Source organism: Yaniella sp., assembly GCF_030453185.1.
GTDB lineage: Bacteria > Actinomycetota > Actinomycetes > Actinomycetales > Micrococcaceae > Yaniella.
Window position 1 is genome coordinate 24085 of the sequence record NZ_JAKDKW010000023.1, and the last position, 6956, is coordinate 31040.

6 protein-coding genes are annotated in these 6956 nt (G+C 58.9%); all 6 read left to right on the plus strand.

Features of this window, described 5'->3' with window-relative positions:
- Positions 1 to 3 precede the first annotated feature (3 nt).
- Positions 4 to 1161: a 1,2-phenylacetyl-CoA epoxidase subunit PaaE gene (paaE, locus tag L0H14_RS05350; RefSeq protein ID WP_301419047.1), complete on the plus strand. Its 1158-nt coding sequence runs from the start codon at positions 4 to 6 to the stop codon at positions 1159 to 1161.
- A gap of 7 nt (positions 1162 to 1168) precedes the next feature.
- On the plus strand, positions 1169 to 1951 hold the full coding sequence (locus tag L0H14_RS05355; protein ID WP_301419049.1) for an enoyl-CoA hydratase/isomerase family protein: 783 nt from the start codon (positions 1169 to 1171) through the stop codon (positions 1949 to 1951).
- Positions 1952 to 1961: 10 nt separating this feature from the next.
- Positions 1962 to 3179 carry an acetyl-CoA C-acyltransferase gene (locus L0H14_RS05360; RefSeq protein ID WP_301419051.1) on the plus strand — a complete coding sequence of 406 codons (1218 nt, stop codon included), beginning with the start codon at positions 1962 to 1964 and terminating at the stop codon, positions 3177 to 3179.
- Between the two features lie 27 nt (positions 3180 to 3206).
- Positions 3207 to 4064 (plus strand): 3-hydroxyacyl-CoA dehydrogenase family protein, encoded by an 858-nt coding sequence (locus tag L0H14_RS05365; protein WP_301419053.1) that lies wholly within the window; start codon positions 3207 to 3209, stop codon positions 4062 to 4064.
- 111 nt (positions 4065 to 4175) lie between these two features.
- A complete protein-coding gene (locus L0H14_RS05370; RefSeq protein WP_301419055.1) occupies positions 4176 to 5612 on the plus strand; it encodes an AMP-binding protein in 1437 nt (478 codons plus the stop codon).
- A 191-nt stretch (positions 5613 to 5803) separates the two neighbouring features.
- The coding region (locus L0H14_RS05375) for a DUF222 domain-containing protein (RefSeq protein WP_301421469.1) at positions 5804 to 6956 on the plus strand (1153 nt) is incomplete at its 3' end.

Genomic DNA, 6956 nt, shown 5'->3' on the forward strand with positions numbered 1-6956 from the left:
ACCATGACAGACACCACCACGGCGCCCGCGAAGAAACGCGCACGGTTCAACGCTCTGAACGTCTCGGAGATCCGCAAGCTGACCGATGAGGCCATTGAAGTAGCCTTCGCCATTCCCGAAGAACTACTCGACGACTACAACTACGTACCCGGTCAGTACGTGGCATTGCGTGCCGATATCGACGGTGAAGAGGTTCGCCGTTCGTATTCGATCTGTGCCGAACCCGTGCCCGGAGAAATTCGCGTCGCCATCAAGAAAGATTTCGGCGGCTTCTTTTCCACCTGGGCGCACGAAGAACTCACGGTCGGCGATACGATCAACGTGATGAACCCACAGGGGTCCTTCACCTCGCGCATGCAAACCACCGCGCTCAATGATCCAGAAGCCATCGCGGAGGAACACTCTGAAGGCGGCGGACACTTCGTCGCCATTGCCGCCGGCTCAGGAATTACGCCGATCATGTCAATCGTGTCCACCCTGCTGAACTCGTCACCGACGACGACTTTCGACCTGGTCTACGCGAACCGTTCGGCCATGGACGTCATGTTTGCCGAGGAACTCGGGGATCTGAAAGACAAATACCCGGCTCGGTTGTCCATCCACCACGTGCTCTCCCGTGAACAGCGCATCTCCCCGCTGATGTCCGGGCGCATCGACGAGGAGAAACTCGGCGAGCTGCTCACCAACATCGTGCCCGTGGACAATGCTGTCGAATGGTTCCTGTGCGGCCCCTTCGAGCTGGTGCAGATGACCCGCGACCAACTCAAAGATCGCGGTGTTGCCGACGACGCCGTTCGCTTTGAACTGTTCACCACCGGTGACCCCAAAGAAGAGCGTGGTCACCGCGGCCGTCCGGTCGAGGTAGACCCCAAGGGCGAAAATCGCACCATCGATTTCGCACTGGACGGCCTATCGTCCACCGTCGAAACACCGGTCTCTTCCAACGAATCCGTGCTCAACGCCGCCCTGCGCGTTCGCCCGGATACGCCGTTCGCTTGCGCCGGCGGCGTGTGTGGAACCTGCCGCGCTAAAGTTGTGGGCGGCACGTTTGAGATGGATGAGAACTACGCGCTGGAAGCCGATGAAGTCGAGGCCGGTTACGTGCTGACCTGCCAGACCAGACCGACTTCCGAAACCTTGACCGTTGACTACGACGCTTAGGAACCACATGATTACACTCGATATCACCGATAATATTGCCGAAGTCACGCTCAACGCGCCGGAAAAAATGAACGCCCTGGACGAGCAGGCTGTCGCCGAACTCGGCCAGGCCTACACCGATGCCGCAGAAGCCGGCGTTCGCGCCCTGTTGCTCCGCGGTGAAGGCCGCGGATTCAGCGCCGGACGCGACATCTCCAACGTGGATCCAGCCGATGACGACGCTTACGATTACCTGGGCAAGATCGTTACCCCGGTATTGCGCCAAATGGCCGAATTCCCGGCACCAACTTTCGCTGCCGTCCAGGGCGCCTGCCTGGGGGTAGGACTCGGTTTGGCCATTGCCACCGACGTCGTCTACGTTGCCAACGACGCTAAGATCGGCTCACCATTTGCTAACCTGGGTGCCACCCTGGACTCGGGTGGCCACGCGCTGTTCACCGAACGGCTCGGCGCCCACCGCACACTGGATCTGATCTACACCGCAGAGCTCATGAGCGGTGAAGACGCCGTAGCACAGGGACTCTTTTCCCGCGCAGTGCCAAAGGACGAACTGCTGGAATTCACCCGCGAACGCGTCGCCAAAGTGGCCGAAGGCGCGACCGGTGCGTTTATGGCATCTCGCAAATTGGTCGCGGCGATCCGAGACGAGCGCATCGGTTTGTGGGAGTCTATGGAGCAGGAAAACCTTACCCAGGGACAGCTGTGTTCCACGGATGACTACGCCGAAGGTTTCGCTGCCTTCCAAGCGAAACGCAAACCAAACTTCACCGGCACATTGCTGCAGAACTAAGAGGAGCCACGTGGTAGCAGAAGCATTTTTGGTCTCGGGGAAACGCACCCCGGTGGGACGACACAGCGGGGTATTGAGCTCGCTGCGACCCGATGATATGGCAGCCACCGCCATCAAGGCCGTCTTGGGCGACAGTGGGCTTGACTCGGCCGTTGTCGATGAGGTGCTGCTGGGCAACGCCAATGGTGCGGGTGAAGAAAACCGCAACGTGGCCCGCATGGCCTGGCTACTGGCTGGCGGCGATGAGTCCGTTCCGGCCATGACCGTTAACCGGCTGTGTGCCTCCGGCATGTCCGCCATCGAAACTGCATCGCGCATGGTCGCTACCGGGGACGCCGATATCGTGATCGCCGGCGGTGTGGAATCCATGTCGCGCGCACCGTGGGTTTTAGAAAAACCAACCCGCGCATTTGCCCAACCAGGCCAGATTTTTGACTCTGCTCTGGGTTGGCGCTTCGTCAACCCGCGGTTTGAGTACGGGGACCTGTCACGCGATGGCAAAATGACGTACTCGATGACCGAAACTGCTCAAGAAGTCGCCAACATTGACGGTGTAACCCGTCAAGAAGCCGACGAATTCGCTGCTGCCTCGCAGGCAAAAGCTGTAGCAGCGACCGAAGCCGGCCACTTCGCAAACGAAATCGTGCCGGTCGAAATCAAAGATCGCAAAGGCAACGTGACCGTCGTCGATCAGGACGAAGGACCCCGTCCGGGGACCACCGCCGAGAAGCTGGGTGGTCTGCGTCCGGTCACCGGTTTGGGTGACGTCGTCACTGCCGGAAACTCATCGAGCCTCAACGACGGTGCCTCGGCGATCATTGTGGCCTCAGCTGCCGCGGTCGAAAAATATAACCTGACCCCGCGAGCACGCATTGTCGCCGGTGGATCAGCCGGTCTCGCTCCAGAAGTCATGGGTCTTGGGCCAGTTCCAGCCACCGAAAAAGTTCTGGCCAGAGCCGGTTGGAGTGTCGACGACCTCGATGCCGCAGAACTCAATGAAGCCTTCGCAACCCAGTCGATCGCCTCAATGCGTCGGCTAGGCATCAAACCCGAGATCGTCAACGCATGGGGCGGTGCCATTGCGCTGGGCCACCCGCTGGGATCGTCGGGTTCACGCATCGTCATCACGCTGCTCTCACGGCTTGAAGCTGAAGAGAAATCGCGCGGTCTGGCCACCATGTGTGTTGGTGTTGGCCAAGGCGCCGCAATGCTTATCGAACGTGTCTAACCTATTTCTCACAGCTTGAGGAGCACCATGGCAAACTCTCTTCCATCCATCGTTGGCGTGCTCGGCGGCGGGCGCATGGGCGCCGGCGTTGCCCACGCCTTCCTGACCTCCGGGGCTCAGGTCGTCGTCGTTGAACAAAACGACGAGGCTGCAGCGGCGGCACGCGAACGAGTCCTGCGCGACGTCACCGGATCTGTAGAACGTGGCAAAGTCTCGGGGACTACCGCTGAATACGAAGCCAAACTCACTGTGACCACCGATCAGGCGGCCTTCGCCGAGACTGGTTTGGTCATTGAGGCAGTCCCGGAAGATTTCGACCTGAAGGTCGCTTCGTTGCAGTCGGTTGAGCGCCACCTGGCCGACGACGCTTACCTGGCCACGAACACCTCGTCGATGTCCGTTGACGGCCTGGCCGAACAACTGAAGCGTCCGCAAAACTTTTGCGGACTCCACTTCTTCAACCCGGTCCCAGCCTCTAAACTCGTCGAAGTAGTCATTGGCAACCAAACCTCTGATGAGCTCAAGGCCCTGACCGCACAGTGGACCGAAGCCATTGGCAAAACCCCGGTTACCGTCAACGATGCCCCAGGTTTCGCCTCCTCACGTCTTGGCCTAGCCCTCGGCCTGGAAGCCATCCGCATGGTCGAAGAAGGTGTTGCCTCGGCCGAAGATATCGACAACGCGATGGTTCTGGGCTACAAACACCCGATCGGCCCGCTGGCACTCACCGACATCGTCGGTATTGACGTACGCCTCAACATTGCCGAGTACTTGGAGACAAAACTGGGTGCACGGTTTAGCCCACCGCAACTGATGCGCGACATGGTTGCCAGGGGAGACCTCGGACGGAAATCCGGTAAAGGGTTCTACGACTACAACGACTAGCTCAGCCGCCGGCACACAATGCAGCGAGGTCCCTGGTGCACCAACTTCCATTCCGTAGTATTTTCGTGCGCTTTCTCGAACGCGTAGCGGCTCATCCCTCAAAACCTGTTTTTGAGCTCGCAGACGGTTCGAAAATCACCTACGGGGCAGCTGCTGAAAACCACCCAGCGCATGGCCGCCGCGTTGCACACGGCAGGGGTGGCCAGGGGCGATCGAGTCGCCGCCCAGGTCGAAAAATCACCGCAGGCCATCGCCACCTACTTGGCAACACTGCAGGTGGGCGGCATGTATCTGCCGTTGAACACCGCCTATACTGATACTGAACTGCAGTACTTCATTGATGACGCCGAACCTACAGTCATGATTGTGGATCCGGCACGTCAGGCGCAAACCGAGGCACTGGCTCCCGAGGTGGTGCTTCTGACCTTGGGCCGGGATGGGCAAGGCTCACTGCTAAAATCCGGTGCGCGACGCACCGCTGTTGAACCAATGTGGGGCTCTGATGAAGCCGCGATTTTGTACACCTCGGGCACTACCGGCCGTTCCAAGGGTGCGGTATTGACCCACAAGAATCTCACCAGCAACTGTTTGGCGTTGCTAGGGGCGTGGGAATTTACCGGCGATGACCGGCTTATTCATGCACTCCCGGTCTTCCATATCCACGGCCTCTTCGTCGCCGTGAACATGACGCTGGTTGCCGGTGCGACCATGCTGTGGATGGATGCCTTTGAACCAGAACGGGTTATCGACCATTTTGCCACGGCAACCGTACTGATGGGTGTGCCAACGTTCTTCACCCGACTGTTGACATCACCCAATCTGACCCACGAAGTCGCCTCAACTATGCGCGTCTTCGTCTCGGGTTCTGCACCGCTGCTGGCCGCGGATCATGCCGCGTTCACCCAGCGCACCGGGCACCACATCCTGGAACGCTACGGCATGACCGAAACGGGGATGAACACCACCAACCCCTATCGCGGTCAGCGCCGTGCCGGCAGTGTGGGCTTCCCACTGGCCGGCGTCGAAGTTATTGTCGCTGAACCCGAGTCCGATGCAGAACTTCCGGCCGGCGAGATCGGTTCCATTGAAGTACGCGGTCCCAACGTATTTGACCGGTACTGGCGCAACCCGGAGAAAACGCAGCAAGAAATTCGTGACTCCGGGTTCTTCATTACCGGGGATCAGGGCTATTTCGACGACGGCTACCTGCACATCTCTGGGCGCGCCAAAGACATGATCATCTCGGGTGGTTACAACGTGTACCCCAAAGAAATCGAACAGCTGCTCGACGAACATCCCACCGTCAAAGAGTCTGCCGTCATTGGGGTGGCACACGCGGATCTGGGCGAGGCGGTCGTCGCCGTCGTCGTCCTGAACGACGGACGGCAGCTTGATCCCCCTGCGCTGGAAACTTCCACCGGCGATGAGCTAGCGCGCTTCAAACAACCCAGGGCGTATCGCGCTGTGGATGAGCTGCCGCGCAATGTGATGGGCAAAGTCCAAAAGGCGCAGCTGCGAGACCAGTTCTCCGATCTGTTCGGAGCCTAGACGCCAAGTTCTTCGTCTTGTATATCGTTCAGTCAACCTCTCACCGAGTCCTGGAGTACTGTAGGGGCTTGCTGTTGTCAATAGGTTCGATGAACTGTTTGCTCAAGTATTCAACTATTATCGTCTAAAATATCAGATAATAATAGTCTTTCCGGGTTATATTCTTGTGTCTGATCACGTATAATAGTCGTATGGCGGTTTCAGTATCTGGTGCAGCAAGGATGGCGGAGGTTCGCGCCATGCTGGACATGTTGGATCCGGCTGATACCGAAGCCCAGTTGATTGATCGGATTCGTCGTGTCAAGGATGTTATGGCCGCGATGACGGCCGTGCAGGCTGAAGACGCCGCTGAACTAGAAGCCTTGCGCCATGAGAACGAAAAGGCCCGCGGTGTACCCAAGGCCCGACGTGGTAATGGGTTGGCTGCTGAACTTGGGTTAGCCCGTGGTCAGTCTCCAGCGCGTGGGACGAAATATCTCACCCTGGCTCGGATGTTGGAAGATGACATGCCACATACCAAGAATGCCCTGGCGTTGGGACAGATTAATGAAGAACGTGCCCAGGCAGTCGTCAATGAGGTCTCGTGGCTGGCACCCGAACACCGTTCCGAAGTTGACGAGCTCATGGCTGGCAAATTCGAAGGACTCGGACCACGCAAACTGGCCGGGAAAGTCCGTGCCCATGCCGAACGGTTAGATCGACAGGGCGCGGTAGCGCGCAATGAGATTGCACACTCGGAACGCCGCGTCACGGTGCGTCCAGCGGCCTATGGCATGGCGTATGTAACGGCGTTGGTCTCAACACAGCAGGCGGTCGGTATCTTGGCGACCTTAACTCGGGATGCCAACAGCGTGATCAATTCCGGGGAGACTGCCGACCCGACAGACCCTACCGGTCAACCCCGCACTCACGGTCAGGTCATGGCAGACCTGTTCGTGCAACGTGTCAATGGCCAAACCGCTCCGCAAGCGGTACCTGCTGAAGTCCAAGTCGTCATGACCGACGATACCCTGTTTGGTGACGGTGACACCCCTGCCTGGATCACCGGCCACGGGCCCATTCCTGCTGAGCTTGCCAAACGATGGATCGCCAACCCGCAAGCAGACATGAGCCTCCGCCGGATCTTTACCCGGCCCAAAGATCACCAATTGGTGGCCACGGAGTCACGGTCCCGCAGCTTCCCAGCAAACTTACGACGGATGGTGGTCCTGCGCGACGACGTCTGTAGGACGCCATTTTGTGATGCGCCCATCAAAGAGATTGACCACGTGGTACCAGTCCGCGAGGGCGGTCCCACGAGTTGGGAAAACGCTTCCGGGCTCTGCGCTGCCTGTAATAAAATTA

Excerpts from the sequence above, each read along its gene's own strand:
- L0H14_RS05365 (WP_301419053.1), top strand. The coding sequence starts at position 3,207 with ATGGCAAACTCTCTTCCATCCATCGTTGGCGTGCTCGGCGGCGGGCGC.
- L0H14_RS05355 (WP_301419049.1), top strand. The coding sequence starts at position 1,169 with ATGATTACACTCGATATCACCGATAATATTGCCGAAGTCACGCTCAAC.
- paaE (WP_301419047.1), top strand. The coding sequence starts at position 4 with ATGACAGACACCACCACGGCGCCCGCGAAGAAACGCGCACGGTTCAAC.